Origin of the sequence: Pantoea sp. S18, assembly GCF_045689705.1 — a bacterium.
Classification (GTDB): Bacteria; Pseudomonadota; Gammaproteobacteria; order Enterobacterales; family Enterobacteriaceae; genus Pantoea; species Pantoea symbiotica.
In genome coordinates, this window is the sequence record NZ_CP142688.1 from 3,161,848 (window position 1) to 3,180,388 (window position 18,541).

The following is an 18,541-nucleotide window of genomic DNA, read 5'->3' on the forward strand; positions in this document are numbered from 1 at the left end:
TAGACTACATGAAAGGACGAATTCCGCCGCCAATGCCCGGCGAAGCACTTTGCCATAATGCAACGCCCGCAACGATTAACAACGCGCTGCCCAATAATGCGAGCAACGGCATAAACAACTTAGCCGAAGGATGGCTGCCGCCAGCCTGTCCTAAACGTTGCGCCAGCACACGGGAACGCTGCACTAACAAGCCGAGCGCCGAAACTGTCAACGCCGTGCCCACCGCCATCGCCACGGCAGAGGCAACGCCCCACGCATAAACTCCGATCACTTTGGCAAACAGCAGCATCATGATGGCACCGGAACAGGGCCGCAGCCCCATGGAAAACACCACCAGCGCCAGCGTTTTAGCGCTAACCGCCTGATCCATCTGTGCGGCGCTGGGCAGATGCGCATGACCGCAGCCGCAGTGTTCATCATGCTGATGTGTAGGACGAATAGCGTGAATCTGCAGCTTTGGCTGACGGCGCACTTGCTGGCGCAGCGATCGTAGTGCACGCCAACCGACCCAAACACCCAGCGCGACAACGAGCAGATAACTGCCCTTCTCCAGCCAGTAACTGCCGATATGCATCTGGCGCGACGAGGTTTGCAGCACCACCAGCATCAGCGTCACCAAACCAATCGCCACGCCGCCTTGCAGCAAAGCCGCCAATAGCGTCAGTTTCATGCTGGTTTTCAACTTTGCCGGATGAGTGGCGAGGAAGGTGGTGATCACCACTTTGCCGTGTCCCGGACCCAGCGCATGCAATACGCCATATGCCAGGCTAAACAGCATCAGCGTCACGCCCGCTTGCTGCGGTTGTTCAGCGACCTGTTGCAACAGCTGCGTCATCTCGCGATTCAGGACTTTTTGCCACAGCACGCTTTGCAGCAAAATCTGCGACCAGTGCTGCCACAGCAACACGCCCGCCAGCAGCAATAACGCCGCCATCAGCCACAGCGGCCACAAACGACGTGAGCGGGAAGGCAGCGAAATCAATGACATGTCAGCGTCACCGTTTGGGCGAATTGCTGGCCAAGATCCATATCCTCCGGCGGCGCATCGGCTTTATCCAGCGACAGCGCATATTGTTTCAGCGAGTCATCCGGTTTCGGCGTGTGCAGTTCGATTTGGCAGTGCGATCTAACGGTGTCGTCCATGGTTAATGCCTGTGGATTATCGTAATACATATCAACGAAATAGCTGGGATCAAAGGTCTGAATGCGATACTGCTTCGCACTCAATAACTGTGGCTCGCCAAACGGCACGATGAACTCCAGCACCGCTTTGTTGCCGTTACGCGATAAGTTGTACTCTTTCGGCAAATTGAGGAACTTGACCCGATTTTTGTCCTGCCACACTTCGGTGAAATAGTGTTGCCCAAGCACGTTGGCCATCACCTGCGCCGCCAGTTTTTTCCACACCACATCGCCAGGTTTGGCCTTACCTGCGTCGTACAGCAGATCGGCAGAGGTAATCTCATCCATGGTCCACACCATTTTCATGCCGCTGAGATGTTGGTTGTCACTGATGAACTCGGTTTTCATGTCAATAAAGCTGTGCGGATGTGACCAGGCTGCGGTGCTGAACAACAGCGTAAACGTAATGAGTGCAATTTTCATGTGTTATAAAGTAACAATTTTAAAGTGAAGTGTAGAGTGGTCCAGAAAAATTGTGACCCGCCCTAAAGCTCTGAACAAAAGTCACGACAAAGTGCAAGGTTACCGCGTGGAGTTAGCTATTCTTAGCTCAAAAGTGACCTGCGGATAAACCATTGATGAGTTCTGCACCTTCCTCTGCACCACTCTTCAGCCGCTCCCAGCGTCGTTGTCATCTGTTACTGCTGCTATTTCTGCCCGCTCCCGCGTTGACGCTTGAAAAGCTCTGCCAGTTAAATGGCGTGGCGCCTGTTGTCGCCCGACAGGATATCGCGGATGTGGGAGAGGAGATACAGCGTTACCATCAACTGGAGCTACACCAGATGGTCGATGGCAGCTTCCGCATTCATGGGACGGAACTGGACAGGCGGCTGTGCCTGATCCACTGGCTGCGACGCGCGCTGCGTTTGTCGCAGGATTTTGTCTGCGAGCATTTTGCCCCAGTGCTGCGTCAGCGCCTGAAAGTACTGAAAATCGAGAAAGCGCTGTGGGATGAAACCAACCTGCAGGCGCTGATTCAGCACTGCAGCCTGCGTCTGGCGCGCGACTTCAGCGCACGCGACCGCCTGTTTCTGCAAATCTTCATGAAGTATTCGCTGTGTCAGCGACAAAACGCCCTGTTCAATGACGGGCAACGCGCATGGCTGGCGGAAAAAGCCGAACGTGCTGCCGCCGACGACGTGATCCATCACTGGCAGAAACGCTGCCACATAGCGCCGGATGTGAGCGAAACCGATTTTTGGACGCTGTTGTTTAGCTTGATTCACGCGCCAACCGCTACGCAACTGGAGCATCCACAAGCGGTAAAGCTGATGCAGTCAGTGGAAGCGCTGATTACGCGCTTTGAGCAACTGGCACAAACCACCTTCAAAAATCGATCCGAACTTACTCAGCAACTCTTTACGCATCTGGCGCAGGCGCTGGATCGCAGTCATTTCGCCATCGGCATTGATAACAGCGTGGCGCTGGATGTCGCACGGCTCTATCCGCGCCTGCTGCGTACCACGGAACGCGCACTTGAGCATTTCAGCCGTAATTTTGCCACGCGCTTTAGTGCCGAAGAGGTCAGTCTGGTGGCAGTATTGTTTGGTGCCTGGCTGATGCAGGAGAGTGCATTGCAGGAAAAGCAGGTGCTGCTGCTGACAGGCGCGGATGCGGCGCTGGAGCAGTTGCTGGAGCAGCAGCTGCGGGAAATGACGTTGCTACCGATCAACATCAGCTATCAGGATGTTGTGCACTTTCAGCGTGAAGGCGCGCCGCGCGATATCGCGCTGGTGATCACGCCGTACGCCATTTCGTTGCCGCTGTTTTCACCGCCGCTGATCCAGGCTGAGCTGCCGCTGAGTAGCCATCAGCAGCAGCGCATTCGCCAGTTGCTGGAGAGTTAAGCGGCGCGCGGACGCAGGAACAGCGCCGGCAGCGCCACTAACGCCATCACCCAGAACAGATGTCCTTGCAGATGAGCAAACAGCACACCGCAAATCATGGTCATCACCGCAATACCGCCGCCCATGGCCAGCGCCGAGTAAAGCGATTGCAGACGAATCACTTCCGCACCTTTGCGCGCGGCAATGAAACGCATCGCCGCTAAGTGGCAGACGGTAAAGCTGCCGCAGTGCAGAATCTGCGCCACGATCAGTAACGGTAAGGCGGTGCTGGAGCCGAGCATTGTCCAACGGATGATGGCGCACACGCCCGATAACAGCAGCAGGTCGCGCGCGCTCCAGCGGCGGAACAGCCGGCTGCTAAGAGCAAAAATGATGATTTCAGCCACTACGCCCAGCGACCACAAATAGCCGATAATCGACGCGGAATAACCGCTCTCCTGCCACCAAATCGCGCTAAAGCTGTAGTAAGCCGCATGTGCGCCCTGCAACAATGTCACGCATAACATAAAGCGCCACACCGCATTTTCACGCAGCAAATCACGCCATGCCTGCCAGCCACCGTCGGTGGACGTCTGACGTTCACTGCCCTGCGGCTTAGTGGCTGGCGTTAACATCATCCCACCCAACATGCTGATCGCGCCCAGTGACAGCAGCACCAGAATCGCCTGAGACGAGAACGCAGTGACCAGCATGCCGGTTAACGCAGAACTGATGACAAACGCCAGCGAACCCCAGAGACGAACCGGGCCATAAGTCAGGCCGATTTGCTGCGTCCAGGTGGCGGCCAGCGCATCACTTAACGGCACCAGCGGTGAGAAAAACAGGTTGAAGCCGATCATCACGAACAGCAGCCACATCCACTGTTGCCCCAGCCAATAACCGATGGCGAACAGGCAGGTCATCAGCGCCAGCAGGCGCAGCGCGGTGATCAACTGGGAGGGATTTTTTACCTGCGAAGCAATCAGCAAGCTGCCGACAAAACGCGCCACCATGCCACAACCCAGCAGCAGGCCGATTTTTTCCGCATCGAGTCCGGTGCCTTTTAGCCACACGCTCCAGAAAGGAAGGTAAATGCCGTAACAGAAGAAGTAAGTGAAGTAGCCCAAACCGAGCCATTTGGCGGAGCCGATTGCCATATTCCCTCCAGCAAAAATGCTGCTGAGCAGCACGAGTGGCCGCTACTTTGTCAGAGCGCTGCCGCGACGGCAATAAAAAAAGGATGGCTTGCGCCATCCTTTTTTGAACTGCATCGACTAGCGTAAAACTTACGCGTACACCGGCAGACGGCTGCAGATTTCCAGCACTTTCTGTTTAGTACGTTCGATGGTCGCTTCGTCGTTGATGTTGTCCAGCACGTCAGCGATCCAGCCAGCCAGCTCGCGAACGTCAGCTTCCTGGAAGCCACGACGCGTCACTGCTGGAGTACCAATACGCACGCCTGAAGTCACGAACGGGCTCTTTGGATCGTTTGGTACGCTGTTTTTATTCACGGTGATGTTGGCGCGGCCCAGAGCGGCATCGGCTTCTTTACCGGTCAGGTTTTTGCTGACCAGATCGATCAGGAACAAGTGGTTGTGAGTGCCACCGGAAACGATGTTGTAACCGCGCTCCAGCAGAACTTCCACCATTGCTTTCGCGTTCTTAGCAACCTGCTGCTGATAGGTTTTGAACTCCGGCTCCATCGCTTCTTTGAACGCCACCGCTTTACCAGCGATCACGTGCATCAGAGGACCGCCCTGACCACCCGGGAACACCGCGGAGTTCAGTTTTTTATACAGATCTTCGTCACCGTTTTTCGCCAGGATCAGGCCGCCGCGCGGACCCGCCAGGGTTTTATGGGTGGTTGAGGTCACGATGTGTGCATGAGGAACCGGGTTCGGATAAACGTCTGCGGCGATCAGGCCAGCAACGTGTGCCATATCAACGAACAGGTACGCGCCGACGCTGTCTGCGATTTCACGCATTTTGGCCCAGTCGCACACGCCAGAATAAGCAGAGAAGCCGCCGACGATCATTTTTGGCTTGTGGGTTTGTGCCAGTTCAGCCAGCTCTTCGTAGTTGATTTTGCCGGTTTCATCGATGCCGTAAGGAATAACGTTATACAGCTTACCAGACAGGTTTACCGGGGAACCGTGCGTCAGGTGACCACCGTGCGCCAGGTTCATACCCAGAATGGTGTCGCCCGGCTGCAGCAGCGCAGTGTAAACCGCGAAGTTGGCCTGAGAACCCGAGTGCGGCTGCACGTTAGCGAAATCTGCGCCGAACAGTTCTTTAGCGCGATCGATCGCCAGTTGCTCAACGATATCAACGTATTCACATCCGCCGTAATAACGTTTGCCCGGATAGCCTTCGGCATATTTGTTGGTGAGCTGTGAACCTTGGGCCTGCATTACGCGTGGGCTGGTGTAGTTTTCAGAAGCAATCAGTTCAATGTGCTCTTCCTGACGCACTTTTTCTTGCTCCATAGCCTGCCACAACGCGGCATCATAATCGGCAATGTTCATATCACGCTTTAACATCCGGACTCTCCTGACTCAGCTAACTTTTTAACGGCAGTTTAGGCCCCGGCAAGGGGGCGAAGGCGAACAGTGTAAACGGTTTTGACAGGTGACGGTAGCGTCAATCCCCTCTTTTTGCGCAAACGATTGGCATGGCGCTGGAACGGGTTTTTTACGCTTTTTTGCAAGCCGGAAAATCACGAAATTTGCTCACTTTCATCGCGAAAGAATTTCAGCTTTGCGGGCCAGCTCGCACCTCTTTTGCTTAATCCTTAATCACAACAGGGGATTTACAGGCGCTTCGATTAGCCATAAGATGCATTTAAAATACATGTTTAAATTCACTCTGAGGATTTCACCATGCTCGACGCGCAAACCATCGCTACTATCAAATCGACCTTGCCCGCCATTGCCCAGATCGGTCCGCAACTTACCGGCCATTTCTACCAGCGTTTACTGACGCAACATCCTGAACTGAAAAACGTGTTCAACATGAACAATCAGCGCAGCGGCAATCAGCGGGAAGCGTTGTTCAACGCCATTGTGGCGTATGGCAGCAACCTGGAAAATTTGGCCGTGCTGTTGCCGGCGGTGGAGAAGATTGCGCAGAAGCATACCAGCCTGAACATTCAGCCTGAGCAGTACGCCATTGTCGGTGAAAATCTGCTGGCGACGATTGATGAGCTGCTACATCCGGGTGAAGAAGTGCTGACCGCGTGGGGCAAAGCGTATGGTGTGCTGGCAGATGTGTTTATCCAGCGTGAAGAAGCCATCTATTCGGCCTCCGAAGAGAAAACCGGCGGCTGGCGCGGTGCGCGTGATTTCCGTATTCGCGCCATCAATCAGGAAAGTGCGGTGATCAAGAGTTTTGAACTGGTGCCAAACGACGGTCAGCCGGTGGCAACTTTCCTGCCCGGTCAGTATCTGGCAATCAGCTTACAACCGTCAGGCTTTGAAAATATCCAACATCGCCAGTATTCACTGACGCACCAGCCAAATGGGCAGTTTTATCGCATCGCGGTTAAACGCGAAGCGCTGGGCAGCGTGTCGGGCTGGCTGCACGATAACGCGCAGGTGGGTGATATCGTGCAGTGCGCGGCACCAGCCGGTGATTTCTTCCTGCAGGCTGAAGCAGCTACGCCGATTACGCTGATCTCGGCTGGCGTCGGCCAAACCCCCATGCTGGCGATGCTGGCTAACCTGGCGCAGCAGCAACATGCGGCGGCGGTTAACTGGCTGCACGCCGCTGAAGCCGGTTCGCAGCATGCATTTGCCGAAGAGGTAAAATCCCTTGGCGCACGCCTGCCAAACTTCACCAGCCACGTTTGGTATCGTCAGCCAGAAAGTGCAGACGCCGGACGTTACGACGCGCAGGGCTTGATGGATTTGGCGAGCGTATCCGCCACGTTAAACCAGGCCGATCGTCAATTCTGGATCTGTGGTCCGCTGCCATTTATGCAGTTTGTCGCGCGTCAATTGGTTGATGCCGGCATCAATGCCAATCGCATCCACTATGAAGTGTTTGGTCCGCACAAGGTGCTGTAAAACAAAAAAGCCTGCACAAGGCAGGCTTTTCAGACAATGCGCGAAGGGGCTTAAATCGCCTCTTCGTCCTCTTCACCGGTACGGATACGCACCACGCGCGCCACGTCAAAGACAAAGATTTTGCCGTCACCGATTTTGCCGGTCTGCGCGGTTTTCATAATGGTTTCTACGCAGGTATCGACGATATCGTCACCTACCACCATTTCGATTTTCACTTTTGGCAGAAAATCGACCATGTACTCAGCGCCACGATACAGCTCAGTGTGGCCTTTCTGACGACCAAAGCCTTTCACTTCACTGACCGTCATCCCGGTGATGCCCACTTCAGCTAACGCTTCACGTACATCATCGAGTTTGAATGGTTTGATAATTGCATCGATCTTTTTCATGACAGATCCTTTTTAACTCCCTCCATGATGGACGGATAAATATAGTATACGTGTTCCTGCCGCCGCCGCAGCAAGCTACTCTTTAAATTCGCTGGCGTCCAATTCATGGCGCGACAGCAGCTTATAGAATTCAGTGCGGTTACGTCCAGCCAGACGCGCAGCGTTGGTGACATTTCCTTTGGTCATCTGCAGCAATTTACGCAGATAGTTGAGCTCAAACTGATTACGCGCTTCGACGAAAGTGGGCAACGCGGTATTTTCGCCCGCCAGCGCCTGTTCTACTAAAGCATCACTGATCACCGGCGCGGTACTCAAGGCGACGCACTGCTCAATCACGTTGACCAACTGGCGCACATTGCCCGGCCATGCCGCGCTGACCAGCCGCTTCATCGCATCCACCGAGAAACTGCGTACAAAAGGTTTATGGCGATCGGCCGACTGGCGCAGCAGATGATTCGCCAGCAGCGGAATATCTTCAGCGCGCTCGTGTAGTGCGGGAATTTTCAGGTTCACCACGTTTAGGCGATAGTAGAGATCTTCGCGGAAACTCTTCTTCTCCATCGCTTTGGGCAAGTCGCGGTGCGTCGCGGAAATAATCCGCACGTTGATATCCAAATCGCGGTTGCTGCCTAACGGACGCACTTTGCGCTCCTGCAGCACACGCAGCAGTTTCACCTGCAGCGCCTGCGGCATGTCGCCAATCTCATCGAGAAACAGCGTGCCGCCTTCGGCCGCCTGGAACAGGCCTTCACGTGCGCTGACCGCGCCGGTAAAGGCGCCTTTAGCGTGGCCAAACAGTTCGGACTCCAAAAGTTGTTCCGGCAGCGCACCGCAGTTGATGGCGATAAACGGCTTAGTGGCGCGCGGGCTGGCGGCGTGAATCGCCTGCGCCAGCACCTCTTTACCGGTGCCACTTTGCCCATTGATCAACACGCTGACGTCAGATTGCGCCACCATGTGCGACTGCTCCAGCAAACGCAGCATCTGCGGATTACGGGTCACAATCGCTTCTCGCCAGCCGTCATCGCTGATCGGCGCGCGCTGGGCCAGCGCTTCATCTATCGCTTTATATAAGGCATCACGATCAACCGGTTTGGTTAGAAAGCTGAACACGCCTTGTTGCGTGGCGGATACCGCTTCCGGGATCGATCCGTGCGCGGTGAGAATGATCACCGGCAAGCCCGCATGACGTTTCTGCACTTCACCGAACAGCGCCAGACCATCCATTTCGTCCATACGCAGATCGCTGATCACCAGATCGACTTTCTCTTTCTGCAGATGGCGCAGCGCTTCTGGTCCGCTGGCGGCTGTCGCAACCTGATAGCCTTCACTGCTCAGGCGCATGCCGAGCAGTTTCAATAAGCCCGGATCGTCATCCACCAGCAATAAACGTGCGGCTTGTTTCATGGTTACTGATCCTCACTTTGCACATCGCTGCCGCCGTGCGATGTGTCGCTGCTGTCGGGCGCTTTGCGCGACGACAGCTGGCGTTCAATATCGGTTAAACGCTCTAACTTGCGTTGGGTATCGGCCAGCGACTGACGCATTTTGGTTTGCTGCTGGCGCAGGTTATCCATCTCGGCGTCATTACTCTGCTGCAAAGCGGCGTAGCGTCCACGCGCTTCACTCAGCTCCAGTTGCGCAGCCTGATTGCTGCGCCACAGCTGGAGCAGCGGACGCACCGAAGCCGGATAAGCCACGCTGTAACCGTCTAAGGTAGTGACAAAATCACGGCGCTCAACTGGCGTGACGTTACCGTTAGCGAGCAAGATGCCCTGCTTGAAGGCGCGCGCCCAGCCTTGCACCGGCCAACGACGTGCTTCAGCCCGCGCTTCGGCTGGCGATAAGCGCTCGGCGCAATCAATGGCGCGCTGCCAATAAAGCGGATTGCCTGCAGCGGCTGGTGTTTCGATTTGCCACACGTTTTGGCAATCGGTCGCCAGATAATCCGGCAGGCGCACGTCCGGTTCAGGCACGCTGACGCCATTATGCTGCGTACGATCTTGTGACGGTGCCTGGCAGGCGCTGAGGCCCAAAACCAGCGCTGCACTGGTCACAAGTTTGAATAGGGTTAATTTCATTAATCAGGCATTCCCGGCGCTGGTCGTCAGAATGATACGAAAACAGACATCCGCATCCTTGCGCGTTACCAACTGCAGATCGCCGTGCATCCTGCGCAGACAATCTTTGGCGATGCTTAAGCCCAGCCCGCTGCCTTTAACCGGCCCTTTGCGCTGTTGGCTGCCCTGATAAAAGGGCTCAAAAATCATCGCCTGCTCTTCAGCCGGAATCGGTGTGCCGGTGTTTGCCACCTCAATCCACACCTGGTTGCCCTTCTGCTGGCTCTGCAGCCAGATGTTACCGGATTCGCTGCCGTAGTTCACGGCGTTCGAATAGAGGTTATCAATCACCCGCTGCAGCAGCGTCGCTTCCGCCAGACAGTGATGCACTTGCAGATCAACGTGTGTAGTCATTTCACGCGCATTGGCGGGCAACGAGTGCACTTTTACCACCGAATCAATGATTTCATTAAGCGCCACGGGCTTAAGCGCCATTGGGCCATCGGCAAGCTTGCGGTTGTAATCGAGTAACTGCTCGATCAGCCGCTGTAAATGGCGGCTGCTGGTATCGAGGATTGCCACCACTTCCTGCTGCTCGGCATTCAGGGGACCAGCGACCTGATCGGCCAGCAGTTCCGTGCCTTCACGCAAGCTGGCGAGCGGTGTTTTCAGCTCGTGCGACAGGTGACGCAAAAATTCGTGGCGCTGCTCTTCCAGCCAGCTTAAACGCTCACTCAGCCAGACGATGCGCTGTCCCAGCGAACGGATCTCACGCGGACCCCGGAAGCTGCCGCTATCGCCCAGTGCTTTACCTTCGCCCAGGCGATTGATCATACGTTCAACCCGTTTCACCGGACCGATGATCATCCCCGTAAACAGCAAAACCAGCACCAGGCTGATCAGGAACAGAATCAGCGCCTGCCAGCCAAAAAACTGGCCGCGATCGGCAATTTCACGCTGCAGCTGTAAGCCGCGCGAAAACACCACTTCACGCGTTGCCTGCACCATTTGTGTGTTGGTATCGGAAAAGCGCTCCAGCGCGCTGGCAGCTTGCGCCTCGGGATTGCCGTTATCGCACTGCAACTGCTGCAGCTGCGGCAAGGTGATTTGCAGCACTTTAAAGGAGGGCAGATCGGGCAAACTGGCGGCGTGACTGCTGAGCATTTGGCCGTAGCGCGTCCACTGCGTTTGATACAGCTTCGCCAGCGACGCATCACCGAGCACGCAATATTGGCGGTAGCTGCGCTCCAGCTCCAGCGCGGTTCGCGCCATCGCTTCGCTTCGACGCACATCGGTAAAGGTGTTGCGGTTGGTATCCGCTGCCTGGTTGCTTAACGCCGAAAGACTTTCCCACGCTTGCCACGCCAGCACCAGCAACGGCAGCAGTACCAGCAGGAAAGCCATTAACACTAACTGCCGCAGGGATCGGGGAAACAGACGCCATTTCATCACAACCGCGCTTCCTTAAATGTGAGCTGCAGGCATGCTAGCGAAGTATCAAAACGGAAGAAAGGCCAGATATGAAAACGGCAGGCCTTTTGGCCTGCCGTGAGAGCGACGCCGCAGCATCGCTTGCAAATTAGGTGGAGCCTAACTCAACGTTGCGTCCGATGTTTGATAACGTTGCAAAGCAAACGATTATCGGTGAGGTGGACGACAGGCTCCGTTTGGTGCGTCATTCGGTTTTTATGAGCTCAGCCGCTAAAGCGGGGCAATCATAAACAGGTGAATGAGCCACGCAAGGAGTATAGCAAGTATCGTGCCAATAAATAAATAGCGTTTATTATCAGAGGAATGCCAGACAGTAAGCGGGATCCTGGAGAAAAGCGGACCGGACGGTCAGTGAAAAGTGTCGCTGATTAGCAACGAGTTTAGGGTGTTAATTTCCCATTCATATAAATCAATGAGTTAAATGTCACCTTTTGGCGACAGTGTAATGGCGGGATTGTCGTTGTTTTCCGACAGTTTGAGAATCATGCGGATTTTAGCAAGGTCGCCATGAATGGCGACCCTACAAAACGCGCAGTAGAATAAAAAAGGCCGCTATTTAGCGGCCTTTGTTTTGCTTATCCCAACTGCTTACGCGCGTTGCGGAAGATACGCATCCACGGGCTGTCCTCGCCCCACTCTGCCGGATGCCATGAGTTGCTCACGGTACGGAACACACGCTCTGGGTGCGGCATCATAATAGTGACGCGACCGCTTTCGTTGGTTACCGCAGTGATGCCGTTTGGCGAGCCATTCGGGTTGGCCGGATAGCTTTCTGTCACTTTGCCGAAGTTATCGACGAAGCGCAGCGCCACTAAACCTTTGCTCTCCAGCTGTGCCAGATGCGCGCCGTCACGCACTTCAACAAAACCTTCACCGTGCGATACCGCGATTGGCATATGCGATCCGACCATGCCATCCAGCAGCAGCGATGGACTCGCCGCCACTTCAACCAGGCTGAAACGCGCTTCAAAACGCTCGGACTGATTGCGCACAAAGCGTGGCCACAGCTCGCTGCCTGGAATCAGTTCACGCAGGTTCGACATCATCTGGCAACCGTTACACACGCCAAGTGCCAGCGTTTGTGGGCGATGGAAGAAGTTCTCGAACTCATCACGCACCCGGCCATTGAACAGAATGGATTTCGCCCAGCCTTCGCCCGCGCCCAGCACGTCACCGTACGAGAAGCCGCCGCAGGCGACCAGCGCCTGGAACTCTTCCAGACCGCGACGGCCTGCCAGCAGATCGCTCATGTGCACGTCAACCGCAGTAAAGCCCGCACGATGGAAGGCGGCAGCCATTTCCACGTGTGAGTTGACGCCCTGCTCACGCAGCACTGCCACACGCGGACGTGCGCCCGTTGCGATCATTGGTGCCGCAACATCTTCTTCTGGCTTGAAGGTCAGATGGACGTTCAGACCTGGGTCGTTATCATCTTTTTTCGCTTCATGCTCCTGATCGGCACAGGCTGGGTTATCACGCAGACGCTGCATCTGCCAGGTGGTTTCTGCCCACCAGGTACGCAACGTGGTACGGCTTTCGCTGTACACCGCGCTGCCGCCAGAACGGATCACAAAGCGATCGCCCGGCAACGCTTTACCAATCACATGCAGGTTAGCGCTCAGGCCGTGGTCAGCAAACACCTTCTCGACTGCTGCACGATCCGCTGCATTGATCTGCAGCACCGCGCCCAGCTCTTCGGTGAACAGTGCGGCTAACGCATCGCTGCCCAGCGCGGCGATATCCGCTTCGATACCGCAGTGACCGGTGAAGGCCATCTCCGCCAGCGTGACCAACAGGCCGCCGTCAGAGCGGTCGTGGTAAGCCAGCAGTTTCTGCTCGGCCACCAGCGCCTGAATGGCGTTGAAGAAGCCCGCCAGCTGCGTGGCGTCGCGCACGTCGGCAGGCTTGTCGCCCAACTGACGATAAACCTGCGACAGCGCGGTCGCGCCAAGCGTGTTCGCGCCGTTACCGAGATCCACCAGCAATAACAGGTTGTCTTGATCCGCTTGCAGCTGCGGCGTCACGGTGCGACGCACATCTTCAACGCGGGCAAAAGCGGTGATCACCAGCGACAGCGGCGAGGTCATTTCGCGCTGCTCGGTGCCATTCTGCCAGCGGGTTTTCATCGACATCGAGTCTTTGCCCACCGGAATGGTGATGCCCAGCGCGGGACACAGCTCTTCGCCGACCGCTTTAACTGCAGCGTACAAGCCGGCGTCTTCGCCCGGATGACCGGCGGCGGCCATCCAGTTTGCGGACAGCTTAACGCGTTGCAGCGAACCAATTGAGGTTGCTGCGATGTTGGTCAGCGCTTCACCGACGGCCAGTCGACCTGAGGCAGCGAAGTCGAGCAACGCCACTGGCGCACGTTCGCCGAGGGAGAAGGCTTCACCGTGATAGCTATCGAGGCTGGCGGTGGTGACGGCGCAGTTCGCAACCGGAATCTGCCACGGACCTACCATCTGATCGCGCGCGACCATGCCGGTTACGCTGCGGTCACCGATGGTGATCAGGAAGGTTTTTTCTGCCACGGTCGGCAAGTGCAGCACGCGATTTACCGCATCCGCCACGCTAATCCCGTCACGCTGCAGCGCATCGCCTTTAGCCTGCTGGCTGGCAACATCACGCGTCATCTTCGGCGTTTTGCCCAGCAGCACGTCAAGCGGCATGTCGATTGGCTTGTTGTCGAAATGGCTGTCGGCGAGGTTCAGATGCAGCTCTTCGGTGGCTTCACCGATAACGGCATAAGGCGCGCGTTCACGCTTACACAGTTCGTCAAACAGCGCCAGTTGTGCAGGGGCAACCGCCAGCACATAACGTTCCTGCGACTCGTTACACCACACTTCCAGCGGGCTCATGCCTGGCTCATCACTGAGGATGTCGCGCAGGTTGAAGTTACCGCCACGATTACCGTCGCTCACCAGTTCTGGCATCGCGTTCGAAAGTCCGCCCGCGCCGACGTCATGGATAAACAGAATCGGGTTGGCTTCACCCAGCTGCCAGCAGCGGTCGATCACTTCCTGGCAACGACGTTCCATTTCTGGGTTGTCGCGCTGTACTGACGCAAAGTCGAGATCGGCATCCGATTGGCCAGACGCCATTGATGACGCCGCGCCGCCGCCTAAACCGATGTTCATCGCCGGTCCACCCAGCACGATCAGTTTGGCGCCCACCACGATTTCGCCTTTCTGCACGTGATCGGCACGGATGTTACCGATGCCGCCCGCCAGCATGATTGGCTTGTGATAGCCGCGCAGCTCTACGCCATTGTGGCTGTTGACGCGCTCTTCGTAGGTACGGAAGTAGCCGTTCAGGGCTGGACGACCAAATTCGTTGTTGAACGCCGCGCCGCCCAATGGGCCTTCGGTCATGATATCCAGCGCTGTGACGATGCGATCTGGCTTACCGAAATCCTCTTCCCACGGCTGTTCAAAGCCTGGAATACGCAGGTTCGATACCGAGAAACCGACCAGACCGGCTTTTGGCTTGGCGCCGCGTCCGGTTGCGCCTTCGTCACGAATCTCGCCACCGGAACCGGTCGCGGCACCCGGCCACGGTGAAATGGCGGTTGGGTGGTTATGGGTTTCGACTTTCATCAGGATATGCGCTTCTTCCTGATGGAATTCGTATTCGCCCTTCTGCGCATCGGCGTAGAAGCGGCCAACCTCAGAACCTTCCATTACCGCAGCGTTGTCTTTATAAGCAGACAGCACATGCTCAGGATTATGTTCAAAGGTGTTTTTGATCATTTTAAACAGCGACTTCGGCTGCTTTTCGCCGTCGATAATCCAGTCGGCGTTGAAAATCTTGTGACGACAGTGCTCAGAGTTTGCCTGCGCAAACATGTAGAGCTCAATGTCGTTTGGATTGCGGCCCAGCTTAGTAAAGGCATCAAGCAGGTAATCGATCTCATCATCGGCCAGCGCCAGGCCCAGCGTAGTGTTGGCCTGTTCCAGCGCGCTGCGACCGGCGCCCAGCACGTCAACGCTTTTCAGCGGTTGCGGCTGATGGTGAGCAAATAGCTGCTGCGCATCGTTGAGGTCAGCGAACACCGTTTCCATCATGCGGTCATGCAGCAGGCTAGCCAGCTGCTGCCACTGTGCTTCCGTCAGCTCAGGTGCCTGCACATAGAAGGCCATGCCGCGCTCAAGACGCAATACCTGTGGCAGATCGCAGTTGTGGGCGATGTCGGTGGCTTTCGATGACCACGGAGAGATGGTGCCGGGACGCGGCGTTACCAGCAACAGACGCCCTTGTGGCGCGTGTTCGGCGAGAGAAGGACCGTATTTCAGCAGGCGTTGCAGGCGGGCTTGCTCATCCGCGCTGAGCGGTGCACTAACATCGGCAAAATGGACGTACTCGGCGTAAATATCACTCACCGGAAGGTGAGCGTCCTGAAAGCGGGTCAGCAGTTTGTTTACACGAAATGCCGACAGAGCGGGCGAACCACGCAGAATTTCCATCATTAAAGATCTCTCGTCTTTGAAGTGCCGGGCGACGCTTCATTGGGCGCAACAGGGGAAAACGGGCGGTATTATAGAGAAACAGCACGGGTTACGAAACCGTTTGCGCATAAATTCTGGCACCTGGCGTTTGGCTGAATTTTGCACAATTCTTGCTATAAAAGTTGCCCTGCCCCTTTTTGTTGCGCAAAATGCCCCTCGCTCTGGGAGTTAAAACAACATAAATACTGCCTTTAAAAGACAGAGGCCTGTGAGCCATTACGAGACAACTATTTGAAACGCCTAAAAATAAACTATCTGTTTATCGGTCTGATCACCGTGCTGCTTGCGCTAGCATTGTGGCCTTCCATCCCGTGGTACGGGGGCGGAACAGACGCGCTATCACAGATCAAATCACGCGGAGTGCTGCGCATCAGTACCGTTAACTCTCCGCTGACTTACTACACCATTAACAATGCACCAGCCGGTATGGATTACGAGCTGGCGAAGCGCTTCGCCGATTACCTGGGCGTGAAACTGGAAGTTGAGGTGCGTCCTAACCTTGGCGACCTGTTTGACGACCTCGATGACGGTAAAGCAGATTTGCTGGCTGCCGGTCTGATTTACAACAGCGAGCGCCTCGCGCACTACCAAAGTGGCCCGAGCTACTATTCGGTGTCGCAGCAGCTGGTGTACCGCATTGATAAGCCCCGGCCGAAGAATCTCGGCGATCTCAAAGGCCGCCTGATTGTGCAGTCCGGTTCGGCATATCTGTCAACTTTACGTTCCGCCAAAGCTGACAGCTATCCCGATCTCGACTGGGCGATCTCCACCGATCAGGGCCAGAAAGCACTGCTTGAAGCGGTTGCCGACGGCAAACTCGATTACACGGTGGGCGATTCGGTCACCATCGGCCTGCTGCAGCGCATTCATCCGCAACTGGCGGTGGCGTTTGATGTGACCGATGAAGAGCCGGTAACCTGGTATTTGCCGCGTAACGATGACGACAGCCTCAGCGCGGCGATGCTCGACTTCTACAGCCAGATGGGCGAGGAAGGCACCATGGCGCGACTGGAAGAGAAGTATCTCGGCCACGTTGGCACCTTCGATTACGTTGATACCCGCACCTTCCTGCGCGCCATTGATAACACGCTGCCGGATATCAAACCGCTGTTTGAGAAATATTCCGCCAGCATGGATTGGCGTTTACTGGCGGCAATCTCTTATCAGGAATCGCACTGGAATCCGCAGGCTACGTCGCCAACCGGCGTGCGTGGCATGATGATGCTGACGCGCAATACCGCCGATAGCCTTGACGTTGACGATCGCCTCGATCCCGAACAGAGCATTCGTGGCGGCAGCGAATATCTCAAGCGCATGATGGAGAAAGTGCCGGAGACCATTCCGGAGGATGAACGTATCTGGTTCGCGCTGGCGGCGTATAACATGGGCTACGCGCACATGCTGGATGTACGCAAGCTAACGGCGAAACAGGGCGGCAATCCGGACAGCTGGGCCGACGTGAAGCTGCGTTTGCCGATGCTGAGCCAGAAGCGCTACTACACGCAAACCACCTACGGCTACGCGCGCGGCCACGAAGCCTATAACTATGTTGAGAACATCCGTAAGTATCAGATCAGTTTGGTGGGATATTTGCAGGAGCAGGAGAAGCGTTTAGCGCAGCAGTCGGCGCTGGAAGCGGAATTAGGCGCCGGTTACCCGGCAGTCGAACCGAAAATTGCGATGAATTAACCGGTGCGCTGCGCCTGACGCAGCGCCTTCTTCTGCTCGCGACGCATGCGGAAGAAATCACTCAGCATCCCGGCACACTCTTCCGCCAGCACGCCGCAATCAATCTGAATTTGATGATTCATGCCAGGATGACCAATCACATCCAGCAGTGAACCGGCCGCGCCGGTTTTCTCATCTTTAGCGCCATACACCAGCCGCGTGATGCGGCTGTGCACCATCGCACCAGCGCACATCACACAGGGTTCCAGCGTGACGTACAGCGTGGTATCCAGCAGACGATAGTTTTCCAGTACTTTGCCGCCCTGACGCAGCGCCATGATTTCGGCATGCGCGGTAGGATCGTGCTGACCAATCGGCCGATTCCAGCCTTCGCCAATCACCTTGTCGCCCTGCACCAGCACCGCACCGACCGGCACTTCGCCCTGCTCCCACGCGCGCTTCGCCAGTTCCAGCGCATAACGCATCCAATATTCATCAGTTTGTGGGTTCACCGGGCAACTCCTGCGGACATTTAAGGCGGCGCATTATAGCGATGCTGCTGCTGGAATCGAAGCGTTATTCCAGCTGTTGCAGCTCACCGCTTGGCGTGACGCGCCAGCGATGCTGACAAAAGAACAGCAGCGGGTTGTCCTGTTTGCTGTCGCTGTAGCCGCTATACAGTTGAAGAGGCGTGCCGATTTTTTCCTCCAGCTGCGCCACCTTTTCATGGCCGAGACAGCGCATCGACAGCAAACGTCCGCCACGTCCCGGCTTCATCTGGCTGGCGATCAGCTGCACGCGCGGTAAAAATGCCGAATCGAAATAGACTTGCTCCACCAGCGACTGCGGCGAACCGGTAATCAGCCAGACATCGGCATCGTTACTGCTGAGATAGTCGGTAAGCCGCTGCTGTACCACCGGAAACGCGGTAACACGCTGGCGGAACCACTCGGCGAATTCAGCCTCACGCTGGCGCAGGCGTGTTTCGCTATGGCCGAAGGTAATCGCCCACAGTAATAAGCTCATCGGCCAGCGTGCGGCGCGGCCTTTGAACAGCATCCCAAGACCGATCACCGGCAACAGCGGCACCACCAGCAGCAGATTGATCGGCTGACGTCGCAGCAAATAGCGCATAAAGGTGCCAAACATGTCTTGCTGATGCAGCGTGCCATCGAGATCGAAAAACACCACGCGTCGTTGTGTACCCTTTGTCAAACAGCACTCCTTCTCTATCCTTCGCGGTTTCTGCACTACAGTGTAGCCAGCTTCGGCGTTCGAGGCGAAAGCTGCTATTTTTAATTCCAATGACTACAATGCCATTTGAATAGTTTATTCTTCGCGTTTACGCGATGTTTG

Annotated in this window: 14 protein-coding genes; 3 read left to right on the plus strand and 11 right to left on the minus strand. The window is 56.0% G+C overall.

What is annotated here, in order from left to right; all coding sequences use genetic code 11:
- Positions 1-4 precede the first annotated feature (4 nt).
- A complete protein-coding gene (locus VIJ98_RS14600; protein ID WP_323274652.1) occupies positions 5-988 on the minus strand; it encodes a nickel/cobalt transporter in 984 nt (327 codons plus the stop codon).
- On the minus strand, positions 979-1,605 hold the full coding sequence (locus VIJ98_RS14605; RefSeq protein WP_323274654.1) for a DUF1007 family protein: 627 nt from the start codon (positions 1,603-1,605) through the stop codon (positions 979-981). Before VIJ98_RS14605 ends, VIJ98_RS14600 begins: the two co-directional genes overlap by 10 nt.
- 155 nt (positions 1,606-1,760) lie before the next feature.
- Here VIJ98_RS14605 and csiE point away from each other — a divergent pair, with 155 nt between their 5' ends.
- A complete protein-coding gene (gene csiE, locus VIJ98_RS14610; protein ID WP_008101480.1) occupies positions 1,761-3,029 on the plus strand; it encodes a stationary phase inducible protein CsiE in 1,269 nt (422 codons plus the stop codon).
- Here the strand turns inward: csiE and VIJ98_RS14615 are convergent.
- Positions 3,026-4,165, minus strand: coding sequence for a 3-phenylpropionate MFS transporter (locus VIJ98_RS14615; RefSeq protein ID WP_061717987.1), 1,140 nt, complete (start codon positions 4,163-4,165; stop codon positions 3,026-3,028). The genes csiE and VIJ98_RS14615 overlap by 4 nt on opposite strands.
- Positions 4,166-4,294: 129 nt before the next feature.
- Positions 4,295-5,548, minus strand: coding sequence for a serine hydroxymethyltransferase (gene glyA, locus VIJ98_RS14620; RefSeq protein ID WP_323274657.1), 1,254 nt, complete (start codon positions 5,546-5,548; stop codon positions 4,295-4,297).
- A 339-nt stretch (positions 5,549-5,887) separates the two neighbouring features.
- On the opposite strand from glyA, the gene hmpA reads away from it, so the two are divergent.
- Entirely contained in the window at positions 5,888-7,072 is a 1,185-nt protein-coding gene (hmpA, locus tag VIJ98_RS14625) for an NO-inducible flavohemoprotein (RefSeq protein ID WP_323274659.1), read from the plus strand.
- Positions 7,073-7,122: 50 nt separating this feature from the next.
- Here the strand turns inward: hmpA and glnB are convergent, their stop codons facing one another.
- From glnB to purL, 5 genes are all read right to left on the minus strand, one after another.
- Positions 7,123-7,461, minus strand: coding sequence for a nitrogen regulatory protein P-II (gene glnB / locus VIJ98_RS14630; protein ID WP_007886217.1), 339 nt, complete (start codon positions 7,459-7,461; stop codon positions 7,123-7,125).
- A 75-nt stretch (positions 7,462-7,536) separates the two neighbouring features.
- A complete protein-coding gene (gene glrR, locus VIJ98_RS14635) occupies positions 7,537-8,868 on the minus strand; it encodes a two-component system response regulator GlrR (protein ID WP_008101491.1) in 1,332 nt (443 codons plus the stop codon).
- A 2-nt stretch (positions 8,869-8,870) separates the two neighbouring features.
- Complete coding sequence (gene qseG, locus VIJ98_RS14640; protein WP_323274662.1) at positions 8,871-9,542, minus strand: two-component system QseEF-associated lipoprotein QseG; 672 nt, start codon at positions 9,540-9,542, stop codon at positions 8,871-8,873.
- A 3-nt stretch (positions 9,543-9,545) separates the two neighbouring features.
- On the minus strand, positions 9,546-10,973 hold the full coding sequence (locus VIJ98_RS14645) for a HAMP domain-containing sensor histidine kinase (protein WP_323274664.1): 1,428 nt from the start codon (positions 10,971-10,973) through the stop codon (positions 9,546-9,548).
- A 614-nt stretch (positions 10,974-11,587) separates the two neighbouring features.
- Positions 11,588-15,478, minus strand: coding sequence for a phosphoribosylformylglycinamidine synthase (gene purL, locus VIJ98_RS14650; RefSeq protein ID WP_323274666.1), 3,891 nt, complete (start codon positions 15,476-15,478; stop codon positions 11,588-11,590).
- Between the two features lie 270 nt (positions 15,479-15,748).
- Here purL and mltF point away from each other — a divergent pair, with 270 nt between their 5' ends.
- A complete protein-coding gene (gene mltF / locus VIJ98_RS14655) occupies positions 15,749-17,206 on the plus strand; it encodes a membrane-bound lytic murein transglycosylase MltF (protein WP_008101499.1) in 1,458 nt (485 codons plus the stop codon).
- On the opposite strand, the gene tadA is transcribed toward mltF, so the two are convergent.
- Together tadA and yfhb are read right to left on the minus strand one after the other, a co-directional pair.
- Entirely contained in the window at positions 17,203-17,670 is a 468-nt protein-coding gene (gene tadA / locus VIJ98_RS14660; RefSeq protein WP_036647478.1) for a tRNA adenosine(34) deaminase TadA, read from the minus strand. The genes mltF and tadA overlap by 4 nt on opposite strands.
- A gap of 91 nt (positions 17,671-17,761) precedes the next feature.
- On the minus strand, positions 17,762-18,400 hold the full coding sequence (gene yfhb / locus VIJ98_RS14665) for a phosphatidylglycerophosphatase C (protein WP_008101503.1): 639 nt from the start codon (positions 18,398-18,400) through the stop codon (positions 17,762-17,764).
- Positions 18,401-18,541 lie beyond the last annotated feature (141 nt).

Coding starts and splice junctions, on each gene's coding strand:
- VIJ98_RS14600 (WP_323274652.1), bottom strand. CDS start 988: ATGTCATTGATTTCGCTGCCTTCCCGCTCACGTCGTTTGTGGCCGCTG.
- glnB (WP_007886217.1), bottom strand. CDS start 7,461: ATGAAAAAGATCGATGCAATTATCAAACCATTCAAACTCGATGATGTA.
- purL (WP_323274666.1), bottom strand. CDS start 15,478: ATGATGGAAATTCTGCGTGGTTCGCCCGCTCTGTCGGCATTTCGTGTA.
- VIJ98_RS14615 (WP_061717987.1), bottom strand. CDS start 4,165: ATGGCAATCGGCTCCGCCAAATGGCTCGGTTTGGGCTACTTCACTTAC.
- tadA (WP_036647478.1), bottom strand. CDS start 17,670: ATGCGTTATGCGCTGGAACTGGCGAAGCGCGCGTGGGAGCAGGGCGAA.
- hmpA (WP_323274659.1), top strand. CDS start 5,888: ATGCTCGACGCGCAAACCATCGCTACTATCAAATCGACCTTGCCCGCC.
- csiE (WP_008101480.1), top strand. CDS start 1,761: ATGAGTTCTGCACCTTCCTCTGCACCACTCTTCAGCCGCTCCCAGCGT.
- glyA (WP_323274657.1), bottom strand. CDS start 5,548: ATGTTAAAGCGTGATATGAACATTGCCGATTATGATGCCGCGTTGTGG.
- qseG (WP_323274662.1), bottom strand. CDS start 9,542: ATGAAATTAACCCTATTCAAACTTGTGACCAGTGCAGCGCTGGTTTTG.
- VIJ98_RS14605 (WP_323274654.1), bottom strand. CDS start 1,605: ATGAAAATTGCACTCATTACGTTTACGCTGTTGTTCAGCACCGCAGCC.
- glrR (WP_008101491.1), bottom strand. CDS start 8,868: ATGAAACAAGCCGCACGTTTATTGCTGGTGGATGACGATCCGGGCTTA.